The organism is Mesorhizobium sp. WSM4310 (assembly GCF_007003935.1).
GTDB lineage: Bacteria > Pseudomonadota > Alphaproteobacteria > Rhizobiales > Rhizobiaceae > Mesorhizobium.
In genome coordinates this window covers 40,824-59,670 of sequence record NZ_VFTA01000011.1, presented here as the reverse complement: position 1 = coordinate 59,670, position 18,847 = coordinate 40,824, and the positions used below count along the sequence as shown (strand labels likewise).

20 protein-coding genes and 1 pseudogene are annotated in these 18,847 nt (G+C 63.3%); 10 read left to right on the top strand and 11 right to left on the bottom strand.

The features are described 5' to 3' along the window. Positions 1-320 precede the first annotated feature (320 nt). A complete protein-coding gene (locus tag FJV80_RS14255) occupies positions 321-1,166 on the bottom strand; it encodes a DUF3313 domain-containing protein (protein WP_142876715.1) in 846 nt (281 codons plus the stop codon). 216 nt (positions 1,167-1,382) lie between these two features. After that, the gene (locus FJV80_RS14250) at positions 1,383-2,012 is read right to left on the bottom strand and encodes an isoprenylcysteine carboxylmethyltransferase family protein (protein WP_185975210.1); all 630 of its coding nucleotides are present in this window, start codon (positions 2,010-2,012) and stop codon (positions 1,383-1,385) included. A 109-nt stretch (positions 2,013-2,121) separates the two neighbouring features. On the opposite strand from FJV80_RS14250, the pseudogene FJV80_RS35035 reads away from it, so the two are divergent. Together FJV80_RS35035 and FJV80_RS14245 are read left to right on the top strand one after the other, a co-directional pair. Further along, positions 2,122-2,316 (top strand): annotated as a pseudogene (locus FJV80_RS35035) (hypothetical protein); the annotation flags it as partial. Next, positions 2,316-2,585: a hypothetical protein gene (locus FJV80_RS14245; protein WP_095773285.1), complete on the top strand. Its 270-nt coding sequence runs from the start codon at positions 2,316-2,318 to the stop codon at positions 2,583-2,585. The pseudogene FJV80_RS35035 and the gene FJV80_RS14245, both read left to right, overlap by 1 nt. Before the next feature lie 52 nt (positions 2,586-2,637). Here FJV80_RS14245 and FJV80_RS14240 read toward each other — a convergent pair whose 3' ends face one another. From FJV80_RS14240 to FJV80_RS14225, 4 genes are all read right to left on the bottom strand, one after another. Then, complete coding sequence (locus tag FJV80_RS14240) at positions 2,638-3,927, bottom strand: HAMP domain-containing sensor histidine kinase (RefSeq protein WP_142876713.1); 1,290 nt, start codon at positions 3,925-3,927, stop codon at positions 2,638-2,640. A gap of 1 nt (position 3,928) precedes the next feature. After that, complete coding sequence (locus tag FJV80_RS14235; RefSeq protein ID WP_095773287.1) at positions 3,929-4,615, bottom strand: response regulator transcription factor; 687 nt, start codon at positions 4,613-4,615, stop codon at positions 3,929-3,931. Positions 4,616-4,886: 271 nt separating this feature from the next. Continuing rightward, entirely contained in the window at positions 4,887-5,411 is a 525-nt protein-coding gene (locus tag FJV80_RS14230; RefSeq protein WP_142876712.1) for a GNAT family N-acetyltransferase, read from the bottom strand. A 13-nt stretch (positions 5,412-5,424) separates the two neighbouring features. Continuing rightward, a complete protein-coding gene (locus FJV80_RS14225; RefSeq protein ID WP_142876711.1) occupies positions 5,425-5,976 on the bottom strand; it encodes an XRE family transcriptional regulator in 552 nt (183 codons plus the stop codon). Between the two features lie 119 nt (positions 5,977-6,095). Between FJV80_RS14225 and FJV80_RS14220 the strand changes: the two genes are divergently transcribed. The 8 genes from FJV80_RS14220 (at position 6,096) to FJV80_RS14185 (ending at position 14,018) form a co-directional block, all read left to right on the top strand. Next, on the top strand, positions 6,096-6,737 hold the full coding sequence (locus FJV80_RS14220; protein WP_246688968.1) for a GntR family transcriptional regulator: 642 nt from the start codon (positions 6,096-6,098) through the stop codon (positions 6,735-6,737). An 89-nt stretch (positions 6,738-6,826) separates the two neighbouring features. Then, positions 6,827-7,678 (top strand): transporter substrate-binding domain-containing protein, encoded by an 852-nt coding sequence (locus tag FJV80_RS14215; protein ID WP_095773294.1) that lies wholly within the window; start codon positions 6,827-6,829, stop codon positions 7,676-7,678. A 74-nt stretch (positions 7,679-7,752) separates the two neighbouring features. Further along, positions 7,753-8,466, top strand: coding sequence for an ABC transporter permease subunit (locus FJV80_RS14210; protein WP_142876709.1), 714 nt, complete (start codon positions 7,753-7,755; stop codon positions 8,464-8,466). Next, positions 8,463-9,155 carry an ABC transporter permease gene (locus FJV80_RS14205; RefSeq protein WP_142876708.1) on the top strand — a complete coding sequence of 231 codons (693 nt, stop codon included), beginning with the start codon at positions 8,463-8,465 and terminating at the stop codon, positions 9,153-9,155. The genes FJV80_RS14210 and FJV80_RS14205 overlap by 4 nt, the downstream gene beginning before the upstream one ends. A 130-nt stretch (positions 9,156-9,285) precedes the next feature. Further along, the gene (gene ggt, locus FJV80_RS14200; RefSeq protein WP_142876707.1) at positions 9,286-10,872 is read left to right on the top strand and encodes a gamma-glutamyltransferase; all 1,587 of its coding nucleotides are present in this window, start codon (positions 9,286-9,288) and stop codon (positions 10,870-10,872) included. Between the two features lie 108 nt (positions 10,873-10,980). After that, positions 10,981-12,501 carry an acyl--CoA ligase gene (locus tag FJV80_RS14195; protein WP_142876706.1) on the top strand — a complete coding sequence of 507 codons (1,521 nt, stop codon included), beginning with the start codon at positions 10,981-10,983 and terminating at the stop codon, positions 12,499-12,501. 2 nt (positions 12,502-12,503) lie between these two features. Then, complete coding sequence (locus FJV80_RS14190; RefSeq protein WP_142876705.1) at positions 12,504-13,484, top strand: 2-dehydropantoate 2-reductase; 981 nt, start codon at positions 12,504-12,506, stop codon at positions 13,482-13,484. Between the two features lie 141 nt (positions 13,485-13,625). Continuing rightward, entirely contained in the window at positions 13,626-14,018 is a 393-nt protein-coding gene (locus FJV80_RS14185; protein ID WP_142876704.1) for a lysozyme inhibitor LprI family protein, read from the top strand. Between the two features lie 74 nt (positions 14,019-14,092). On the opposite strand, the gene FJV80_RS14180 is transcribed toward FJV80_RS14185, so the two are convergent. From FJV80_RS14180 to FJV80_RS14160, 5 genes are read right to left on the bottom strand one after another with little or no spacing between them, the layout of a single operon-like run. Further along, a complete protein-coding gene (locus FJV80_RS14180) occupies positions 14,093-15,064 on the bottom strand; it encodes a branched-chain amino acid ABC transporter permease (RefSeq protein WP_142876773.1) in 972 nt (323 codons plus the stop codon). Between the two features lie 22 nt (positions 15,065-15,086). Next, the gene (locus FJV80_RS14175; protein ID WP_142876703.1) at positions 15,087-15,974 is read right to left on the bottom strand and encodes a branched-chain amino acid ABC transporter permease; all 888 of its coding nucleotides are present in this window, start codon (positions 15,972-15,974) and stop codon (positions 15,087-15,089) included. Between the two features lie 7 nt (positions 15,975-15,981). Then, positions 15,982-16,692, bottom strand: coding sequence for an ABC transporter ATP-binding protein (locus tag FJV80_RS14170; RefSeq protein ID WP_142876702.1), 711 nt, complete (start codon positions 16,690-16,692; stop codon positions 15,982-15,984). Beyond that, positions 16,685-17,464 carry an ABC transporter ATP-binding protein gene (locus FJV80_RS14165; protein WP_095773302.1) on the bottom strand — a complete coding sequence of 260 codons (780 nt, stop codon included), beginning with the start codon at positions 17,462-17,464 and terminating at the stop codon, positions 16,685-16,687. Before FJV80_RS14165 ends, FJV80_RS14170 begins: the two co-directional genes overlap by 8 nt. A 12-nt stretch (positions 17,465-17,476) precedes the next feature. Continuing rightward, entirely contained in the window at positions 17,477-18,685 is a 1,209-nt protein-coding gene (locus tag FJV80_RS14160) for an ABC transporter substrate-binding protein (RefSeq protein ID WP_142876701.1), read from the bottom strand. Positions 18,686-18,847 lie beyond the last annotated feature (162 nt).

Genomic DNA, 18,847 nt, shown 5'->3' with positions numbered 1-18,847 from the left:
CTGACGATTTGGGCGGCTCGCGGTCGCGTTCGCAGCAAAGATTGTGACGAACTGAGACGGTTCAGAGCGGCCTCTTGGGACCCATAGACCTGCCAGTGACCATTGATTGACCATGGCCTCCGCGACAGTCCTGAAGCGAAGTCCTTTTGGAATATCTTAGCCAATCGAGCCTAAACCGACGTCTGATTACGGCCCCTCAATAACCGCTGAGGACGAGGCCGCAACCGGGTGGTGAGCAGATTCTGTCGCGCGGCACGGTGTCTGCGCGGCTACGGTCGAGACCCGTAGTGGCCGATTCTCGCGACATGTGCTCTCCGTCGCTAGTGGGAGACTACAGCGCCCTTGTCGGTCCAGGTGGGCGGCAAGCCAAATCGGGCGGCGACGAGCCCCGAAATGCCGGGAGCCCTCCCGAACGCCTTGCAGGCGTCGTATTTCGGATTGCCGCCCAGCGAAGCGCGCAGTCTTTGCATGGATGGTATCGCCGGCATTCCCTTGAATGGGTCCTTGCCCGTGACCACCATGCGGGCGAAGTCCGCGGCGAAGGCCGAAGAGAGGGCGTACGCATCCCCGACAGCGGACACCCGAGGCTTTGTCGTGATCATGTTGGCACCGCGCGACCAGAGCATGGCTGCCCTTTGCGAACCATCCTTGTCGATCGCCTCGGCCTCGATCGCCAGGCCGCCGAGGCCGATCGGAAGGCGCGGGATTGGAACCCCGAGCCCCGCCGCCGCGCCGCCGAGCGACGCAACGACGGAACCCGCCGCTGCCGTACGGTTCGTCGCAACGATGTTGGTGACCGTCGCTTGGACGGTGAGGTCCGCCGGCTGGCTCGCGGCCACGACCTTGAAGCGGTCGGCAAGGTCGGTGCAGAGTGCCCGGTCGATCGCGTTGGTCACCAGCGCCAGGTCGTTGGTATCAAAGCCACGGCTGCCGACCTGCGTAGAGGTCGGTACAATGCGCACAGTCTGCGCCGCGAGCAACGGTGCGGAATCCACGCGCAATTTTGCATGCGTGAGGGTGCCGCCCGATGGGCGCATTCCGGCGGAGGAATCGAGGGACGTGCCCTCCGGCAAGGGCACATTTGTGCAGGCGGACAACCATGAGAACAGGGCCACGCTGAGCGCTGCCCGCGGCCGCATTTCAAGTCGCCGAAGCTTAACGATCATTGTCAAAATCGCCTGAACCGGGGATCATGGGTTCAGGCTTTACCGGCCCCAGCGTTAATGGCGGTAAAGGCAGTGTAAAGTTCGGTAAAACTTGCCATCAGCCTCGATCTTTAGCCGGCGCATACATCGCCGGCTGCCGGGGAAGCGCCAGCGTGATCGCGCGGCCCTGCAACCGCACGCAGGTTCGAAACCGTCTCAACGGGCGGGCAGCCGCTATCAAAAAAGGGGCAACATAGGCTTGAGGAGTCTTGCAAATCGCAACGTCTCGATGAGTTCGGACGCGGGGATTGCCAGGAGAAAGCAAGAACTGTCGATTGCAGTACGCTTCAGCGCAGCTGGGTTGAACGTCATGGGCAACTGATCTGCGGCGCCGCCGGCGCTTCGTCCGAGGCGGGGGAAGAAGGCGGGAACCTCGCGGCAGTATTCCCGGTAAGCATCGCCGAAAAGCCCGTCCAGAGCGATCGATTCGCGGGCGCAGACATAAGCGAAGACCAGATACCCGAACAAAAAGTAGAAGGCCGCAATAGCGATCGACCCAAAAGTCAGGCCGATGCCGGCAAGCCCCAGGGAAGAAAAGAAGTACAGCGGGTTGCGGGTGTATCGATAAGGGCCGTTCGTAATGAGGTCTCGATTCTTGTGTCCGCCTATATACAGCGATGCCCAGCACCGCCCGGCGATACATAGGAGGATAAAGGCGCAACCCATGAATTCCATGCCTTGGCGGGGAAGAGTCTCCGGCGGCCAAGCGCTCTGCGACAACAGGATTGGCATCAAAAGCAATGGGACGGCCAGCCAGAGGAACCGCATCCTCTTGCCCTGCTGGAACACCGCATCGGTCGCCGACATCAGTCCGTTCTCTCGCATTTGAAGAACCGGGATCACGGTCCAGCTTTAGCGATGCCGGCGTTAATGGCCGTAAAGGCAGTGTAAAGTTGGGTAAAACTTGGGTAGTGGGTCAGTGTATTACAACTTCGTCCGCATCCATAAGACGCTGCGCGTTCCCCCAGCTATGGCCGCTGGCGTCACTGACAGGCTTTCGGAAATTGGTGATATTGTCGCGCTCGTTGAAGCTAAGGAAGCCGAGAAACCGACGGTGCGCGGGCCCTACAAAGCACAGGCGCGCCAACCTCTCAGCGTTGGAGGCGCTTAATGATTTCTGCGGGTAGCATAGTGACCGTCATTGGTGCGCCTGAGGACCTTAAGGATGATCTTCCGGGCGATTACATGCGCACCAAAGAACTTTTCCTCGGATGTGTCGGGCGAAAATTTGAGGTTATCAGCGTCACGAATGATTCGGGGACACACTTGCTGGAGTTGGAGGTCGGTGAGGTCTTTGGAGAACCCGCCTACATGCATTCGATCTGGATCGAGGAGAAATATGTGTCGGCGGTCAACCCGCCAACGCATGAGGCTGAGTAGGCCGCCTGCCATGGTGCTGTAATTCAAACTGACCCACTACCAAAACTTGCGATCAGCCTCGATCGTTCGCCGGGCCGCTCATCGCCGGCCGCCGGGGAATCTCCAGCATGATGGCCAGGCCGCCGACATCCGGTAACGACGCGTATACCCGCCCGCCATGGCACTCGATCGCCTGCCTGGCGATCGCAAGGCCAAGCCCGTAGCCGCCTCCCGGTGCCGCGTCGTTCCCGCGGGAGAATGGCTGGAAGATCCGTTCGAGTTCGCCTCGCCCGACGCCCAGCCCCCGATCCGCGACGCGCACCTGGAGGAGGTCGCCTGTCGTCTGGCATTGCACGGTGACTTGCGAATGTTCGGCGGTGTATTTGACGGCGTTGCGAATGACGTTTTCCAGCGCCCGGTAGATCAGTTCGCCTTCGACCTCGGCAAGGAAGCTGCCGTCAACATTGGCGGTGATCGAAACCTCGCGGGCCTGGGCTTCGAACGCCGCGTCGCCCAGGATTTCGTTCAGGAGATCGATCACGTCCAGCGTCTGTGTCTTCAGCGGGAGCCGGGAACCGGCTGTCAGCCTGGCGAGAGTGAGCACTTCGCCAACCAGCGCATCGAGCCGTTCGACCTCCCGGTCCATGCGGTCCAGCATGGCATCGAGTTTGCCCGGACTCTGCCGAAGGACACCCCCAACGGCCTGCAAACGTGACAGCGGGGAGCGCAGTTCGTGGGATACGTCGTGGAAAAGTCTCTGCTGTGCATCCTGCAGCTCCTGCAGCCGCGCGGCGCTGGAATCGAAGTCATGCGCGAGTGCGGAGACCTCATCCTTGCGACCTGCCATCTTGTGCCCGATGCGGACGTCGAAACGGCCATGGGCAAGCGCGCTCAGGCCGTCGCGAAGGTGGACGACAGGACGAATGAGATATCGGGCGAGCGCGGCCGCCGATATCGCGCTCGAAATCAGAATACCGAACCCCGGTACGAACGGACCAAGCTTGTCGAGAATGACATTGCCTTGCCGAGGCACGGAGATCCGGTAGCAACTCCCGTCCTTCAGGACGGTTCTTGTCTCCGCCGTGCTCCTGTCGGCACATGCGCCGGTCTCCGCGATCCGCGAGATCGTGAGGCCGACCGGTATCGTGTCCTCGCTCGCATGGGCAAGGCGCCGGGCGGCTTCTTCACCGTCCTTGACGAGCAGGTTCTCGGTCAGGTCGAGGACGACTTCGCGCTTCTGGCGTTCCAGTTTCGAAGCGGAAGGAAGCGTCTCGAAGAAGTTGAGCGTTGCGATTATGATCGCGACGGACCCGGCAAGCGTCAGCCAGGTTATCACGAAGAACTTCTTAAACAGTCGAGGCATGTCAGTCCAAAAGAAGTTGATAGCCCTGGCCGCGGACAGACTTTATCCGCGACTGTCCATCTTCCCCGAGGCCGAGCTTCTGACGCACGCTGCTGATATGGACGTCGATGCGGCGATCGAACGGGGTCAGCGGCTTTCCAAAAGCCCGTTTCGAGATGTCTTGCTTCGATATCAACTGGCCGGCATTGCGGGCGAGAACTTCGAGCAGGCTGAACTCCGTGCCGGTAAGCTCCAGCGGCCGTCCGTTCCATTCGGCGGTTCTGTTGCCTGGATGAACCACCAGTTGTCCGGCCCTCAGCGTTTCGGCGGCCGCGCCGGCGGCAGGCTGGTTCGCACGACGAAGGATGGCGCGCACCCTGGCCGCGAGTTCTCCAGGCGAACAGGGTTTCGTCACATAATCGTCGGCACCGAGGTTCAGGCCGGATATCCGGTCGATGTCATCGCCTCTCGCCGTCAGCATCAGCACGGGAACCTGGCTCAGCTTCCTGATCCTTTGCAGGACCTCGATCCCGTTCATTCGGGGCATCATGATATCGAGCACGATCAGGTCCGCCGCGTTGCGCGCGGCGGCGGCAATCGCCGTGCCGCCGTCCGTGCCTGTCGCGACGTCATACCCTTCTTCGACCAGGTATTCCTGCAGCAGCGTCGTCAACTCGACATCGTCGTCGATGAGGAGGACCTTGTTCATTGCACTCCGTCCGTCATTCACGCCGGTCACCCATAAGGCACAAACGCGCGCGGGCGGCGGGATTTTACCCAGCTTAACACAACTTGACCGCGCTTAAGGTTCACCCGGCCACGCATGGACCGGCGACACCGGGCGCGTCCGACTACCGCCGAGATCCGTCGGCTTTCAATTTGGCTTCGCCGGTCCGCCTCGCTTTCATAGCGGCGATGAGATCGGCGCGCATCGCCGATTACCGGCTCATGCCGGCGAAACTCAGACCCGCTGGCACCTACTATATCCGCCTGAACATGTAGGTCGTCGCGTGCAGCGCCTTGCCGTCCGGGTCCCAGGCGAAGTCAGGGATCACACCAGCCACCTCGAAGCCAACGGAAGCGTATAGCGGCTCCGCGGCGTCCCCGGTTCGCGTGTCGAGAGTTACGAGGGTTTTGCCCAGTTCACGCGCGCGATTCAGCGCTTCATTCATCAGGGCTCGCCCGATGCCGAGCCTGCGTGCTTGCGGATGGACGATCATCTTTGCGATCTCGCAGCGATGCGGCTGGTTGGGCGGCATGGCGGTGAGAAGCTGGACGGTTCCGACGATCTCGCCGCCCCGCTCAGCGCCGAAAAGCACTCTGCGTCCCGCAGCGACCCCACGCTGAACATCGCCCGACCAGAACCGAGCCGCGTCCTCGTAGGGCATGGGCGCCATGAAGCTGATCGCAGCTCCATCGGCTACGCTGTCTGCGAGAACCCTGGAAAGCTCCCCCAGCCTTTTCTCGATGGCGAGACCGTCGAGTTCAATGATCTGCGTTTCCATGTATGGCGGTTCCTTAAGCCATGGCGATAATGTAGCGGGCCGATTGTTCGCCGGTCTCAAAGGAAGAGGCGCCGCGCAGCCGATAGCGCAGGCAGTCACCGGGACGCAGGTCGTGCCGAACGCCATCGGCGATCAAAACAAGCGCACCCGCCAAAAGCACCAAGTGGTGTTCGTGCCCCGGAAGAGCGGGCCGCTCGTAGACGATGCGCTGGTTGGGCGCGATCTCGCACTCGATCATTTCCAGCTTCAGTCGCCCGCTGGGCGGCGAAAGAGCACGGCGGGTGAAGCCCTTCTCCTGGTCCGACCATATGCTTTGGTCAGCGCGGCGGACAAGCGGGGGAAAGTCCGGCTCGAGCGGCGCCAGAAGCTGGGAAAGCGGCAACGCGAAAGCCGATGCCAGACGACCAAGCGTTTCCGCCGTGGGGCTGACTTCGCCATTCTCGATCCGGGACAGCGTCGCCCGACTGACCCCGCTGTTTGCCGCGAGCTCCTGAAGGGTAAGTCCACGATCTGCCCGGAGCAGGCGAAGATGGTCGGCCAAGGCTTGGGATGAGGCTGTGTCCATATGTGGGAAAATATCCCAAATAAGAGAAATTGCAAGCGGAGCCCGACCAAAATCGGGGGGCGTTTCCAGGCTAGGCGTTTGGGTGCCCCATGCCAGCAGCCTTCCCGGCAGAGCCACAGATGTCCTCCACTGCGGAGGAAGAGGCGTACAGGCACCTTCAGGGGGCCCTTCGCCGCGGCCGCTACAAACCGGGCGAGAGGCTTATTCCGGAGGAGATTGCCGCCGAGATCGGCATGAGTCGCATGCCGGTGCGGGAAGCCTTTCGGCGCCTGGCCTCCGACGGGCTGGTGGTTCTGAGGCCCAATCGTGGATGCGTGGTCGCAGGCCTGACGGTCGATGAGCTTTACGAGATTTTCGAAATTCGCTCGGTTCTGGAGGGACTGGCCGTAAGGCTGGCGATGCCCCGGATCGATGAGGAGGAGTTCGAGGAACTCGATCGCCTGCTCGAGCGCATGGAACGCGCGGGCCAGAGCGGCAGCAGCGACTGGGTGGTCCGCCACCAGGAATTCCATGGCCGTATCTGTGCGCTAAGCCGGAGGCCCAAGCTTATCCATCAGATAGCGGCGCTGCATGTGGTGATAGAGCCCTACATGCGCATCTGGTTCGACGACTGTGACAAGCCGCATTCTGCGCGCGAGGAGCATGCCGCCGTGATCGCGGCCTTGCGTTCAGGCGACGAACTTCACGCGGAAAAGGTGATGCAGGATCATATTCTCAGCACAGCACCGATGCTGGCCGAGTTCGTGAGTCCGAGCCGGTGACGAACGCCGGCCGGACAAGAATGGCCTCGAACCGGCAATGCGGCCGGACGTAGGAAGAGATCGATCACCTATCAAAAAAGGGGAACCACATGAAAGTTTGTCGTTTGGCCGCAGTTGCCGCAGCACTCAGCATGCTCGGCTTCATGCACACCGCATTGGCCGAGGATGCGCCCAAGGCCATAACCATCGCCACGGAGGGCGCCTACGCACCGTGGAACTTCACCAACGCAGAGGGCAAGCTCGACGGACTGGAGATCGAACTCGCCAACAATCTTTGCGAGCGGATGAAGGTCAAATGCACCATCATCGCTCAGGACTGGGACGGACTTATTCCTTCGCTGAAGGTCGGCAAGTTCGATGTGATCATGGCCAGCATGTTCATCACGCCGAAACGCCTCGAGACCATTGACTTCACCCAGCCTTATGCGATCGACCCGGGCGGGTTCGCAGCCGCCAAGGATAGCGATCTGGGGAAGCTCGGCGCTTCGACCGAGAAATTCAAACTAGACGATGAGGCTGCTTCCAAGGCCGCGGTCGACAAGTTGAAGCCCCTGCTGAAGGGCAAGGTGGTCGGTGTCCAGGCGGCCACGGCCATGCTCGAATTCCTCAAGAAATACTTCGGCGACACGGTGGAGATTCGCGAATACAAGACGACCGAGCAGCACGATCTCGATCTGGCCGCGGGCCGCATCGATGCAATATTCGCTCAGAAGACAGCGCTCGCCGCGACGCTCGCAAAACCCGAATTCTCGGGCTTCACGGTTGCAGGTCCGGGCTTTGTCGGCGGCTTGTTCGGCGCCGGAACGGGTGCGGGACTCAGGAAGGAAGACGCCAAGCTCAAGGAAATGCTGAACGACGCGATCAGCGCCGCCATTGCCGACGGGACCATTAAACGTATCTCGGAAAAATGGGTGAAAACGGACGTGACGCCGGTCAAGTAGCCACGTGTGTATTCTGTCCGGCCGATTGGTATCAACCGATCGGCCGGGTGCCGCGCTGAACGATCAGGTTTCACATGACGGACGCACTCCATATCCTTTCCGTGGGTAAGGGTGGCTGGGGCGGAGCCCTGCTGCTGGCAGCTGGCATGACATTTGCGCTGTCAGTCCTCGGCTTCCTGCTCGGCGCTCTCTTCGGCGCGGTTGCAGCAGGAGGCCGGCTCTCCACGAGAGCCTTACCGTCATGGGTCGCCAAGGGCTATGGCACGGTGTTTAGGGGTGTGCCCGATCTGTTGACGATCTACCTGCTTTACTATGGCGGCAGCATAGCATTGACTGAGATCGGTAAATTCTTCGGCAGCGCAGGCTTCGTCGGGCTGCCAACATTTGCGACTGGCGTCCTGGCGATCGGCATCATTTCGGGCGCCTATCAAGCCGAGGTCTATCGCGGAGCATATCTCGCCGTCGATCTCGGCCAGCTTGAGGCTAGCAAGGCGCTCGGCCTGTCCCGGTTCCAATCGCTGCGTCTCGTCATCGTGCCTCAACTGATGCGGCACGCCCTGCCGGGCCTCGGAAATGTCTGGCAGCTTGTGCTCAAGGATTCGGCCTTGATCTCCGTGATCGGCTTGGTGGAATTGATGCGGCAATCTCAGATCGGCGCGGGATCGATGCGGGAGCCCTTCGTCTTCTATATAGCAGCCGCGACGCTGTATTTCCTCATCGCTACCGTGACCGGATCGGTCTTCCGCTACGGCGAGGCACGGGCGTGGCGAGGCACGGTCCACGCATGATCGACTTCGCCTTCTTTGTCGAGATCATTCCCACCCTTCTCTCCGGCTTGCCGTTAACCTTGCAACTTGCGGGGTTGTCGATCGGAATAGGCTTCGCCTTGGCCCTGTTGCTCGCGCTGGCGCAGCAGGGAAATCATCGGATGCTGGTCTGGCCCATACGCTCCTTCGTTGCCGTCTTCCGCGGCACGCCATTGCTCGTCCAGATATTCCTCATCTATTACGGCCTCGGCCAGTTCCGCCCCACACTTCAGGCAGTTGGGCTCTGGTGGCTGTTTCGCGAGCCCTATTGGTGCGCCATCATCGCGCTCAGTCTCAATACCGCGGCCTATGGCAGCGAAATCCTGCGGGGTGCGATACAGGGTGTGCCGCGCGGCCTTGTCGAGGCGGCCTCTGCCTTCGGCATGACACGGCTCCAGACCCTGCGTCTCGTCGTTCTGCCTTTGGCGCTGCGCCAAGCCATACCGAGCTACGGCAACGAGATCATCCTCATGGTAAAGGGTACGTCGCTTGCATCGATCGTCACCCTGATGGAAGTGACGGGCATCGCCCAGGGGCTTATTTCGCAGACCTATCGCGCCGTAGAGGTTTTCGTGGCCGCGGGCACGATCTATCTCACCATCAATTTCACGATCATCTCGGCACTGAACGCGCTGGAAATCTGGCTAACGCCTTATCGAGCCCGAGCCTGATAGGCGTCTGGCGTAACGAGGAGAATTGGCAAAATGAGCAGTGTCGAGAAGCCGAAGCGATCCGTTGCCGTGTCGTGTTACGCCATGGCGGCAACGTCGCATCCATCAGACCAAGGGATACAAAGACAGAATGCGTGATTTCCAGTTTCCCGGCCGCTCGCCGGTTCGTGCCACGCAAGCGGTTGCCGCGACCTCGCACCCGCTTGCGACCCTTGCCGCGATCGACATGCTGCGCGCCGGCGGCAATGCCATGGACGCAGCCGTCTGCGCCGCCGCCGTGCAGGGCGTCGTCGAGCCGCAATCGACCGGCATCGGCGGCGATTGCTTCGTCCTCTACTGCCCGAAGGGACAAGGCGACGTGCTGGCCTTCAACGGGTCGGGCCGCGCGCCCGCCAAGGCGACTGTCGACTGGTACCTGGACAAGGGTTTCAACGAACTTCCGAAACAGGGTCCGCACGCGGTGACCGTGCCGGGCGCCGTCGATGCCTGGAGCCGTCTGTTGGAAGACCATGGCCGCAAGAGCCTGGCCGAAGTGCTGGCGCCGGCCATCCACTATGCCGAGAACGGCTATGTCGTGCATGACCGCGTCGCCTTCGACTGGGCCGATCCGGAAACCGACCTGTCGGCCGACGAGCATGCCGCGCGCATCTTCCTGCCGGGCGGCCAGGCGCCGAAGGCCGGCGATGTACACCGCCAACCGGAACTCGCCGCCACCTTGCGGGTGATCGCAAAGCAGGGCCGCGCCGGCTTCTACGAGGGCGCCGTTGCCGACGACATGGTGCGCCGGCTCAATGAACTGGGCGGGCTGCATAGCCACGAGGATTTCGCGGCGACCAAAGGCGACTATGTGACGCCGGTCGGGACCACCTATGGCGGCTATGAGATCCACCAGATGCCGCCGAACAATCAGGGGTTGACGGCGCTGCTCATGCTGAACGTGCTGTCGGGCTTCAAGCTCGGCGGGCTCGACCCCAACGGCGCCGAGCGCCTGCATCTGGAGATCGAGGCCGGACGCCTGGCCTATCAGGACCGCGATCGCTTCGTCGCCGACCAGGACCAGGTTGATGTGCCGGTGCGGCAACTCCTGTCCGGCGCCTATGCCGACCGGCTGCGCGCCGAGATCCACCGCGACCGCGCCATGACGCATCTGCCGCGCCTGGAGCTGCCCGGCAGCGACACGGTCTACATCTCGATCGTCGACCGTGACCGCAACGCGGTCTCCTTCATCAACTCGACCTACTATTCCTTCGGCAGCGGCGTCGTCGGCCCGAAGACCGGTGTCGTGCTGCAGAACCGTGGCTCGAGCTTCCGCCTCGACCCGGCGCACCCGAACGCGATCGCGCCCGGCAAGCGGCCGATGCACACGATCATGCCTGGCATGGCGACGAAAGACGGCCACGTGGTGATGCCGTTCGGCGTCATGGGCGGCGGCTACCAGCCTTTCGGCCATGTCCATCTTTTGACCAATATGATCGACTTCGGCATGGATCCACAGCAAGCGCTGGATGCGCCGCGTGTGTTCTACAATGATGATACCGTGGAGGCTGAGCGCAACGTTCCCACCGAGGCGATCGAAGGCTTGCGCAAGCGCGGCCATCGCGTCGTCGAACCGCAGCATCCGCTTGGCGGCGGGCAGGCGGTGCTGATCGACTGGGAGAAAGGCACGCTCACCGGCGCTTCCGATCCGCGCAAGGATGGGATGGCGCTGGGATATTGAGGTGATTCGGGGATTGGAGAACCGGCTTCCGGTCGTGGACAATTGTCCGGGGTCGGAACCATTCCCAGGGCTTTCTAGAAGCAGTCGTTTGACACATAGTCGGTGACCATGAGCACGAATTCAAAAGACCTCTCCCATCGTCTCGCCGCCGGCGCCGATGACGCGCCGGCGATCCTGGCGCCCGACAGGGCGACGCTCAGCCATGGTGGGCTGCGCCGCCTGATCGCGGCCACGGCCGACCAGCTGCATGCGCTCGGCATCGGCCGGGGCGACCGGGTGGCGATCGTGCTGCCGAACGGGCCGGAGATGGCAACCGCCTTCGTCGCGGTGGCGGCGGTCGCGTCGACGGCGCCCCTCAATCCCGCCTATCGCGCCGACGAGCTCGATTTCTACCTCACCGATATCGGCGCCAAGGCGATCCTGGTCGCGGAGAACGAGAGCGGTCCGGCGGTGGCGGTTGCCGAACGTCTCGGCATCGGCGTGCTCAGGCTTGTCGTGCAGCCCGATACCCCTGCCGGCAGCTTCACCATCGAGGGCGCGGCGATCGGTCCGCAGGCGGCGCCCGACATGGCAGGAGATGGCGACATCGCGCTGCTGCTGCACACGTCGGGCACGACATCGCGCCCAAAACTGGTGCCGCTCAGCCATGCCAACATCGCCGCCTCCGCCCGCCATATCGGCGCGACACTCGGCCTGAACGCCGATGACCGCTGCCTCAACATCATGCCGCTGTTCCATATTCATGGCCTGATCGCGGCGGTGCTGTCGTCGCTGGCAGCGGGCGGCAGCATCTACTGCACGCCGGGTTTCAACGCGCTGCGCTTCTTCCAGTGGCTGGGCGATGCCAAGCCAAGCTGGTACACGGCGGTGCCGACCATGCACCAGGCGATCCTGCCGCGGGCGGCGCGCAATGAAGAGGTGCTGGCGGCGGCACGCCTGCGCTTCATCCGCTCGTCCTCGGCGTCGCTGCCGGCGCAAGTGATGGCTGAACTGGAAGCGACCTTCGGCTGCCCGGTGATCGAATCCTACGGGATGACCGAGGCCGCCCACCAGATGGCGTCGAACCGGCTGCCGCCGGGCCTGCGCAAGCCGGGCAGCGTCGGCGCCGGCGCCGGACCGGAGGTCGCGGTGATGGCGCCGGACGGGCGGCTGATGGAAGCCGGCGAGACCGGCGAGATCGTCATTCGCGGACCCAATGTCACCGCAGGCTATGAGAAGAACCCGGATGCCAATGCCACGGCCTTCGCGCATGGCTGGTTCCACACCGGCGACCAGGGCGTGCTCGACGAGGACTTCTATCTCCGCGTCACCGGCCGGCTGAAGGAGATCATCAACCGCGGCGGCGAAAAGATCTCGCCGCTCGAGGTCGACGACGTGCTGATGGACCATCCTGCGGTGGCGCAGGTCGTCACCTTCGCCATGCCGCATGACAAGCTTGGCGAGGAGGTGGCGGCGGCCATGGTGCTGCGCGAAGGCATGAGCGCCACGGAGAGCGACATCCGCAGCCATGCCGCGACGCGGCTCGCCGACTTCAAGGTGCCGCGCAAGGTCCTGATCCTGGACGAGATCCCCAAGGGCGCGACCGGCAAGCTGCAGCGCATCGGGCTCGCCGCCAAACTCGGGCTTTGACGATGAAGATCACCATTTTCGGCGCCGGTGCGATCGGCGGCTATCTCGCCGCCAAGCTGGCGATCGCCGGCCGCACCGACCTGTCGATCGTCGCGCGCGGCGCGCATCTGGAAGCGATCCAGGCAAACGGCCTGCGCCTGATCGAGGACGGCGAGGAATCGGTGGCGCCGGTAAGAGCCGCCGCCAGGGGCGAGGAACTCGGCGTGCAGGACACTGTCGTGCTGGCGCTGAAAGCCCATTCGCTGACCCCGGCGCTGGACCAGATCGCGCCGCTGCTCGGGGACCATACATCCGTCGTCACCATGCAGAACGGCGTGCCGTGGTGGTATTTCCATCAACTGGGCGGGCCGCTCGAAGGCACAAGGCTGAGCGCGGTCGATCCCGGAGGGGCGATCTGGCAGCGGATCGGGCCGCAGCGCGTCATCGGCTCGGTCGTCTATCCCGCCGCCGAGGTCGACGCGCCCGGCCTCATCCGCCATGTCGAAGGCAAGCGCTTCTCGCTCGGCGAACCCTCGGGCGAACGCAGCGAACGGGTCACGCGACTGGCGGAGGAAATGGTCAAGGCCGGCCTGCAGGCGCCGGTGCGCGACGACATACGCAGCGAAATCTGGGTGAAGCTGTGGGGCAATCTCTCCTTCAACCCGATCTCGGCGCTGACCGGCTCTACGCTGGCGGGAATCGTCGCCGACGAAGGCACCCGCGCGCTTGCCCGCACCATGATGCTGGAAGCCCAGGCGATCGGCGAAAGCCTCGGCGTGCGCTTTCCGATCGGGGTCGACCGCCGCATCAAGGGCGCCGGCGATGTCGGCGAGCACAAGACCTCGATGCTGCAGGATCTGGAACGCGGCCGACCGATGGAAATCGACGCGCTGGTGAGCGCGGTGCAGGAGCTTGGCCGGCTGACGGATCGGCCGACACCGGCGATCGACGCGGTGTCGGCGCTGGTGAAGCGGCTGGCGGTGGAGCGCGGGTGTTACGGGTGAAGGGGGCACAGCGGGCCAAACCTTGACGCGTTCGCGGCCTGCCCAACATATCGTGGGCGCCCTTGTTGCCGATCCAGAGGACGTGCCGAAACAGAGAGACCCTGACCTGCATCCAGCCTTTGGTTTCAAGGAACCGCCTCCATGCTCCGATATGCCTGCTTCCTCGGAATTTTAGCCATGACAACGGCTCATCCCGCGGTGGCACAGACCGATGATGAAATGAGGGCGTGCGTCAGCCAGTCCGGCGGCTACACGGGGAAAATGCTGGATTGCGGGAAAGTCGAGATCGACAAGTACGATGCCAGGTTGAACGCCGCTTACAACACCTTGATGCGTCGTGAGCATGGCCCTCAACGTGCCCGGTTGCAGCGCGAGCAGCGCGCTTGGCTGAAACATCATCTGCGGGAAACGCACCGTCTTGCCGCCGATCCCGACAACGGAGAAGCCGCCTTCTTCACATCTCAAGGGTTTGAACTGGACGATCTGAGCGCGCGCACCGCCGAACTCGAAAAGCTTGTGCAGCAAAGCCCGTAGCCACTCAAACGGGTTATCGTTGGCCGGCGCCCTGGCGCGGCCCGGTCAATCGCGCCCGGTCGATCTGGGACTGATCAGTGCTTGCCCTGTCGTTTGAGAAGCCGTGCATAAAGTTCGCCGACAATGCCGCGCCGGAAGACCAGCACGCACACCATGAAGATCAGCCCGGTGGCGATGGTCACCGGGAAACCGGAGGTGGCAAGCGTGTTCTCCAGCCCGACGACGAGGCTGGCGCCGACGATCGGCCCGACCATGGTGCCGATACCGCCCAGAAGCGTCATCAGGATCACCTCGCCCGACATCTGCCAGGTGACGTCGGTGAGCGTGGCGAACTGGAAGACGATCGCCTTGAGGGAGCCTGCCAGCCCGGCCAGCGCCGCCGACATGACGAAGGCCCCGAGCTTGTAGTTGGCGACGGAATAGCCCAGCGAAATGGCGCGGCTCTCGTTCTCCCGGATCGAGCGCAGGATCATGCCGAAGGGTGAATTGACGATGCGCCAGATGGCGAAAACGCCGATGAGGAATACCGCGAGCACGAAGTAGTACATGTTCAGCGAGACGTTCAGGTCGAGGACGCCGAACAGCATGCCGCGCGGCACGCCCTGAATGCCGTCCTCGCCCTCGGTGAAAGGCGCTTGCACGCAGAAGAAGAAGAACATCTGCGACAGCGCCAGGGTGATCATGGCGAAATAGATGCCTTGCCGGCGAATGGCGAAGAAGCCCATGACCAGGCCGAGCAGCGCGCCGCCCGCCATGCCGAGCAGGATGCCGGCTTCCGGCGGCCAGCCCCACACCTTGACGGCATGCGCGGTGAAATAGGCGGCGCCGCCAAAGAAGGTGGCGTGGCCGAACGACAGCAGGCCGGTGTAGCCGAGCAGGAGATTGAACGCGCAGGCCAGCAGCGCGAAACACAGCATCTTCATCAGGAAGATCGGATAAACCAGGAAGGGCGCAACCAGCAGCGCCGCTATGGCGAGCCCGACCAGCGTCCATTCGGGCCATGCCGGGGTTCCGGCCGATGTCTCGCGAGGCGACGGCCCGGCCATGTCAGATGTCCCTTCCGACATGTCAGGCATCCCTCCCGAACAGACCGGCCGGCCGGACGAGAAGCACGATCGCCATGATGACGAAGACCACGAGGTTGGACGCCTCGGGATAGAAGACCTTGGTCAGGCCCTCGGCGAGGCCGAGCATGTAGCCGGTGACGATCGCGCCAAGAATCGACCCCATGCCGCCGATCACGACGACCGCGAAGACGACGATGATGAGATCCGATCCCATCAGCGGGCTCACCTGATAGACGGGGGCGGCCAGAATGCCGGCAAGCCCGGCAAGGGCGGAACCGAGACCGTAGGTCAGCGTCAGCAGCAACGGCACGTTGACGCCGAAGGCCTGGACGAGACGGGGATTCTCGGTTGCCGCGCGCAGATAGGAGCCGAGCCTGGTCTTCTCGATCAGCGCCCAGGTTCCGAAGCAGACGATCAGCGAGGCGACCACGACCCAGCCGCGATAGTTGGGCAGGAACATGAAGCCGAGATTGGTGCCGCCCGCAAGCAGCGGCGGCACGGCGTAAGCGTTTCCCGACACGCCGTAGTAATAGCGGAATATGCCTTCGAGCACGAGCGCGAGACCGAAGGTGAAAAGCAGGCCGTAGAGCGGATCGGTGTCGTAAAGCCGCGACAGCGCCAGGCGCTCGACCGCGATGCCGAAGAGGCCGACGATCAGCGGCGCGAGGATCAGCGCGGGCCAGTAGCCGATGCCGAGATAGGTGAGCAGCAGGTAGCCGACGAAGGCGCCGAGCATATACTGGGCGCCGTGGGCGAAATTGATGACGCGCAGCAAGCCGAAAATGACGGCCAGCCCCAGGCTCAGCATGGCGTAGAAGGAGCCGTTGATCAGCCCCACCAGCAATTGGCCAAGCAGTGCCTGGACGGGGATTCCGAAGATCATCGTCATGGCGTCCTCATACACCCAGAACGTCGTGGAGCTGCCCCATGCGGTTCGTCAGTTCGCCGACCGGGAACCCTGCGACGACCTTGCCGTGCTCCATCAGGTAGAAGCGATCGGCGACACGGCTGGCGAAGCGGAAATTCTGCTCGACCAGCAGGATCGTCATGCCGCGCTTCTTCAACGTCACCAGCAACTCGCCGATGCGCTGCACGATGACGGGAGCCAGGCCCTCGGTCGGCTCGTCGAGAAGCAGCATCTTGACGCCGGTTCGCAGCATGCGGGCGATCGCCAGCATCTGCTGTTCGCCGCCCGACAGCCTCGTGCCGGGACTGTTGCGGCGCTCCTTCAGATTGGGGAAGAGGTCGAATATCTCCGCGACGCTCATGCCGCCCTCGGCGACGACCGGCGGCAGCACCAGATTCTCGTCGACCGTCAGCGTCGCGAAAATGCCGCGCTCCTCCGGCACGAAGCCGATGCCTTGATGCGCGGTGCGGTGCAGCGGCAGGCGCATCAGATCCGCGCCGTCGAAAACGACCTCGCCGGTCCGCGTGCGGATCAGCCCCATGATGGCGCGCAGCGTCGTCGTCTTGCCGACGCCGTTGCGGCCGAGCAGCGTGACCGTCTCGCCGACAAACACCTCCAGATCGACGCCGTGCAGCGCATGGCCCTCGCCATACCAGGCGTTGAGGCCGCGGACCGCAAGCAGGGGGGCGGCACTAGTCATCTGCGGTGCCCATGTAAGCGACCTTCACCCGCTCGTCGCGGCTGACCGTCGCGTAGTCGCCGGCCGCCAGCACCTCGCCGCGCTGCATGACGGTTATCCAGTCGCAGAGATCGGCGACAACAGTCAGATTGTGCTCGACCATCAGCACCGCGCGCGCGCGCGCCACCGAACGGATGAGGTCGGAAACCATGGCCACGTCCTCATGCCCCATGCCGGCCATCGGCTCGTCCAACAGCAGCACCTTCGGGTCGAGGGCCAGGGTCGTGGCGATCTCCAGCGCGCGCTTCCTTCCATAGGAAAGGTCGCCGGCCAGCCTGTTCCTGGCGTCGTCGAGACCAACGGAGCGCAACAGTTCGACGGCTCGCGGCGTCAACCGATCGAGCGCCGCCAGGGAGCGCCAGAACTGGACGCCGAGCCCGCCCGGCCGCTGCAATGCGACGCGCACATTGTCGAGCACGCTGAGGTGCGGAAAGATCGCCGATATCTGGAACGATCGCACCAGCCCCATGCGCGCCACCTTTGCCGGTGGCGTGCGGGTGATGTCGTGGCCGAGCAGTTCGATCCTGCCGCTGGTCGGCGCCAGGAACTTGGTGAGCAGGTTGAAGACAGTCGTCTTGCCGGCGCCGTTCGGCCCGATCAGCGCATGGATGTTGCGATGGCGGACATCGAGATCGACATTCCTGACGGCGACGAAGCCGGCAAAATCGCGCCGCAGCCCGCGGGCGGAGAGCACCACCGGCGGCTCGTTGGCGTTGAGATCAGACGGCGCCACGGGCCGCACCGATCACTGGGCCGCGGTTGGACAGCCGCTTTCCTTCTCGCTCAGGAAGGCCTGGTTGCCGGGGATGGTTGCGAGATATTTGTAATAATCCCAGTCCTTGGTGCTCTCGCCGGGCGCCTTGACCTGGTAGAGATACATGTCGTGGACCATGTTGCCGTCCGCCTGCACCTTGCCGTTGGTCGTCACGGCGTCGTCAACCGGCATCGAATGCAATTGCTTGGCGACGGCTTCGGTCGCGTCGGTGCCGGACTTGTCGATCGCCTTCAGATACTGCGTCACCGCCGAATAGGTCGCGGCCTGGACCATGTTCGGCATGCGGTTGGTGCGTTTGAAAAAGCGCTGTCCGAATTTGCGGCTCTTGTCGTCGCGATCCCAGTAATAGCCCTCGGTCAGCACGACTCCTTGCGCGGCCTGAAGGCCCAGCCCATGCACCTCGGCCAGCGTGAACAGAAGCGCGGCAAGGCGCTGGCCGCCCTGGACGATGCCGAATTCGGCCGCCTGCTTGATGGAGTTGGAGGTGTCGAGGCCAGCATTGGCCAGCCCGACGACCTTGGCGCCCGACGACTGCGCCTGCAGCAGGAAGGATGAATAATCGGTCGACCCCAGGGGATAACGCACTTCGCCAAGCACCTTGCCGCCGTGGCTCTCGACGAATTTGGCGGTCTGCTCCTTGAGCGAATAGCCGAACGCATAGTCGACGGTGACGAAGAACCAGCTGTCGCCGCCCTGCTGCACGAGGGAGCCCCCGGTTCCCACCGCCTGCGAATGGGTGTCATAGGCCCAGTGGAAGCCGTAGGGCGAGCATTGCTTGCCGGTGAGATCGGTGGTTGCCGCGCCGGTAACGATGTCGATCTTCTTCTTTTCCTTGGAGATCCCCTGGACGGCGAGCGCGACCGATGAGGTCGTCAGCTCCATGATGGCATCGACTTGTTCGGTGTCGTACCATTGCCGCGCGATGTTGGAGGCGATGTCAGGCTTGTTCTGGTGGTCGGCGCTGATGATCTCGATCGGCACGCCCTGTACCTTGCCGCCGAAGTCCTCGATCGCCATCTTGGCCGCCTCGACCGACCATTTGCCGCCGAAATCGGCATAGACGCCGGATTGATCATTGAGGATGCCGATCTTGACTTTTCCATCGGAAATTTCGGCGGCCGAGGCGGGGATAGCGGCCGCGGCAAGAAGCGCGGCGGAAACGAAATAGCATACCTTCATTATCGACTTCCTCCCATGATGAATCCGACCGTTCCCCCGGACGATCACCAGCAAGCGGTATTGAACATGAGCAAGATGGGGAATAACGGCAAGGGGCCGTTGCGGATTTCTGGTTCGAAGCAGCCCTTCCTCGCCGGGAGTTTACCGCCACGAGGGCAGCCA

What these genes read in the sequence shown, in the direction of transcription:
- FJV80_RS14255 (WP_142876715.1), bottom strand. Translation starts at nt 1,166, where the DNA reads ATGATCGTTAAGCTTCGGCGACTTGAAATGCGGCCGCGGGCAGCGCTC.
- FJV80_RS14250 (WP_185975210.1), bottom strand. Translation starts at nt 2,012, where the DNA reads ATGTCGGCGACCGATGCGGTGTTCCAGCAGGGCAAGAGGATGCGGTTC.
- FJV80_RS14245 (WP_095773285.1), top strand. Translation starts at nt 2,316, where the DNA reads ATGATTTCTGCGGGTAGCATAGTGACCGTCATTGGTGCGCCTGAGGAC.
- FJV80_RS14240 (WP_142876713.1), bottom strand. Translation starts at nt 3,927, where the DNA reads ATGCCTCGACTGTTTAAGAAGTTCTTCGTGATAACCTGGCTGACGCTT.
- FJV80_RS14235 (WP_095773287.1), bottom strand. Translation starts at nt 4,615, where the DNA reads ATGAACAAGGTCCTCCTCATCGACGACGATGTCGAGTTGACGACGCTG.
- FJV80_RS14230 (WP_142876712.1), bottom strand. Translation starts at nt 5,411, where the DNA reads ATGGAAACGCAGATCATTGAACTCGACGGTCTCGCCATCGAGAAAAGG.
- FJV80_RS14225 (WP_142876711.1), bottom strand. Translation starts at nt 5,976, where the DNA reads ATGGACACAGCCTCATCCCAAGCCTTGGCCGACCATCTTCGCCTGCTC.
- FJV80_RS14220 (WP_246688968.1), top strand. Translation starts at nt 6,096, where the DNA reads ATGTCCTCCACTGCGGAGGAAGAGGCGTACAGGCACCTTCAGGGGGCC.
- FJV80_RS14215 (WP_095773294.1), top strand. Translation starts at nt 6,827, where the DNA reads ATGAAAGTTTGTCGTTTGGCCGCAGTTGCCGCAGCACTCAGCATGCTC.
- FJV80_RS14210 (WP_142876709.1), top strand. Translation starts at nt 7,753, where the DNA reads ATGACGGACGCACTCCATATCCTTTCCGTGGGTAAGGGTGGCTGGGGC.
- FJV80_RS14205 (WP_142876708.1), top strand. Translation starts at nt 8,463, where the DNA reads ATGATCGACTTCGCCTTCTTTGTCGAGATCATTCCCACCCTTCTCTCC.
- ggt (WP_142876707.1), top strand. Translation starts at nt 9,286, where the DNA reads ATGCGTGATTTCCAGTTTCCCGGCCGCTCGCCGGTTCGTGCCACGCAA.
- FJV80_RS14195 (WP_142876706.1), top strand. Translation starts at nt 10,981, where the DNA reads ATGAGCACGAATTCAAAAGACCTCTCCCATCGTCTCGCCGCCGGCGCC.
- FJV80_RS14190 (WP_142876705.1), top strand. Translation starts at nt 12,504, where the DNA reads ATGAAGATCACCATTTTCGGCGCCGGTGCGATCGGCGGCTATCTCGCC.
- FJV80_RS14185 (WP_142876704.1), top strand. Translation starts at nt 13,626, where the DNA reads ATGCTCCGATATGCCTGCTTCCTCGGAATTTTAGCCATGACAACGGCT.
- FJV80_RS14180 (WP_142876773.1), bottom strand. Translation starts at nt 15,064, where the DNA reads ATGGCCGGGCCGTCGCCTCGCGAGACATCGGCCGGAACCCCGGCATGG.
- FJV80_RS14175 (WP_142876703.1), bottom strand. Translation starts at nt 15,974, where the DNA reads ATGACGATGATCTTCGGAATCCCCGTCCAGGCACTGCTTGGCCAATTG.
- FJV80_RS14170 (WP_142876702.1), bottom strand. Translation starts at nt 16,692, where the DNA reads ATGACTAGTGCCGCCCCCCTGCTTGCGGTCCGCGGCCTCAACGCCTGG.
- FJV80_RS14160 (WP_142876701.1), bottom strand. Translation starts at nt 18,685, where the DNA reads ATGAAGGTATGCTATTTCGTTTCCGCCGCGCTTCTTGCCGCGGCCGCT.